At 66.4% G+C, this 2339-nt stretch carries 3 protein-coding genes; all 3 read right to left on the reverse strand.

The annotated features are described in order from the left end of the window. Nucleotides 1–82 precede the first annotated feature (82 nt). The gene (locus WS69_RS08000) at nt 83–1057 is read right to left on the reverse strand and encodes a phosphoadenosine phosphosulfate reductase domain-containing protein (protein WP_197419227.1); all 975 of its coding nucleotides are present in this window, start codon (nt 1055–1057) and stop codon (nt 83–85) included. After that, nucleotides 1054–2160, reverse strand: a complete 1107-nt coding sequence (locus tag WS69_RS08005; protein WP_059470256.1) for a DNA-methyltransferase — start codon at nt 2158–2160, stop codon at nt 1054–1056. Before WS69_RS08005 ends, WS69_RS08000 begins: the two co-directional genes overlap by 4 nt. Then, on the reverse strand, nt 2157–2339 hold a 183-nt coding region (locus tag WS69_RS34605), incomplete at its 5' end, for a hypothetical protein (RefSeq protein WP_231747096.1). The genes WS69_RS08005 and WS69_RS34605, both read right to left, overlap by 4 nt.

Here is a 2339-nt window from a genome sequence, read left to right on the forward strand (position 1 = left end):
GCTGCCCGAAGCAAGGTTCCATAATACGACATCGAGCACTGCAGCTCGACGTTCGAAAGGGTGAGAGGATTCGGGAGCTGATTCATTCGCAAAGTCCGTACGCCGAAGCGCATGCGGTCGCCGGCTCCGCATCCGCAAGTAAGTCGTATTGCCGGCCGCCGCGGGTGGTCTTCGACCACTCCACGACAGCTTCGATCGTGCTGCTTTGGCCGGTATGCGATTGCGTGCCAAGGTGGAAAAACGAGACAGGACTGCGCGGGCGGCATACTTCGGATACGAGCCGCTCCCACGCCGCAATCCGCTCGATGTGCTCGGGGAAACGGCGCGCGATTTCGCGAATCTCGACCTTCTGAGCGTTGATGCACGGCATGCAACCCACTCGCGACATGCCCTCGCGGTATAGCGGGTTCGGCACAATGCCCGCGACCTCATGCGCCTCGAACACGTCGGAGACGTTCCAACGCAGGATCGGACGGAACACTGCGTAGTGGCCGCCACGCCATTCGTAGTGCGGAAGCCACCGGCGCGCCTCGCTCTCGTCCGCACGCACGCCCTGCCACGATTCGACGAAGTGGCCCTCGTCGATCAGGCCGATCGCATACTCGGTCAACGGGTTGCGCTTCAGGTATTCGGTGCAGAACTGGCGCTTCCGCGATGGAAAGCCGCCTCGGACCATGCAGAGATCTAGGAACGGGTTTCCTGTCGGATGCAGCAGCTCCAGCGCGCGTGCCGCCGCCTCAGGCGTCCAGGCGTACATGAACTCGCGCTTACCGTAGACAGCCGATTCCGGCTCGCCCGCCGCGATCCGCGCGAGGTTCGCGCGCTTCGTCGCGAACTCGTCGGTGAAGTCGGCGCGCACGACGTCAACGGCAATGCCCAACGCTTGCGGCAGGTAGTCGAGCGCGTACTCGTAGGTTGCCTCGTGCTCGTTGCCGGTGTCGGCGAAGACTGCGCGGACGTTATCGCGGCCGTGCAGATCGAGCGCGACGAGCAGCGTCGCGGTGCTGTCCTTGCCGCCCGACAGGGACACGACGTGGAGAGTCGGCCGCTCCATCACGACACCTCCAGCATCAGGCCGGGCTGCCGCAGACGATCGCGCTGCAGCTGCTCGTAGTCAGGGTTCAGCTCGCAGCCGAGGAAGCGGCGGCCGAGCCGCTGCGCGACCTGTCCCGTCGTGCCGCTGCCGAAGAACGGATCGAACACGACGTCGCCCGGCCGGCTGCCGGCGAGCACACAAGGCTCGACGAGCGCCTCGGGGAATGTCGCGAAGTGCGCTCCGTCGAAAGACTGAGTCGGGACCGTCCAGACACTGCGGCGGTTCCGCGTCGTGACCGTTTCAGTGACGACGGCCGAGAACGACGAGTTCTGCTTCACGCGCGGCTTCGCGACTGCGTCGTAGCCGCGGCCGAAGCCGACACCGGTTCCTGGATAGCGGCCGACCTTCGCACGGTGGCTTCCAGGGCCGGTATCCCATCCAGCTGGCTCACGCGCCTTCGGGTTCACGCCAGATCCGCGCGCATGCGCGGTACCGCTGACGGGCTCCTGCATCGCGTCGAAGTCGTAGAAGTACTTCTCGCTCTTCGAGAGCAGGAATATGTATTCGTGCGCCTTCGTGCAGCGGTCGCGCACGCTTTCCGGCATCGGGTTCGGCTTGTGCCAGATGATGTCTTGACGGAGATACCAGCCGGCATCCTGCAGCGCGAATGCGAGGCGCCACGGCTGGCCGACGAGATCCTTCGGCTTCAGGCCAGCGACGCGGACGTCGGAACGCGGTATCGGCGCATCGTCGCGCCGGCGGCTCGCCGTCATCGCGCGATTCGCCTCGGACTGGTTGCGCCGCGTGCCGTTCAGCGTCGATCCGGTTTCCGGGCCGCTGCGCGAACCTGCGTAGCTGTCGCCCATGTTCAGCCAGAGCGTGCCGTCGTCCGCGAGCAGCTCGCGCGCGAGCTCGAACACGCCGACGAGCGTGTCGATGAACTCGCGCAGCGTCGGCTCCTGCCCGATCTCGCGATGCTTGTCCGGGTGGCCGTCCGGGAGGTACGAGCGCAGCCCCCAATACGGGGGCGACGTCACGATCGTCTGCACGCGCACGCCGTCAACGATCATCGCGCGCATCAGGTCGCGGCAGTCGCCGCGGTGAGATTGGCCGGTCCAGTTCATGCGGCTTTCCGCATCGGTTCGATGGGTCGCGAACAGATCCCCTGCTCCCAGTCATGGAAGGTGTACGGCCGCGGGCAATCGTTCGCCGCCGCCCAGCCGCAACCCCACTGCCGTGCGAAGCGCGCGAGCGCGCCGCGCAGCGGGTTCTCATGGAACGGGACGCCGGCGCGCGCGGCCCC

The organism is Burkholderia sp. BDU5 (assembly GCF_001522845.1).
Lineage (GTDB): Bacteria > Pseudomonadota > Gammaproteobacteria > Burkholderiales > Burkholderiaceae > Burkholderia > Burkholderia mayonis.

Coding starts and splice junctions, on each gene's coding strand:
- WS69_RS08005 (WP_059470256.1), bottom strand. CDS start 2,160: ATGAACTGGACCGGCCAATCTCACCGCGGCGACTGCCGCGACCTGATG.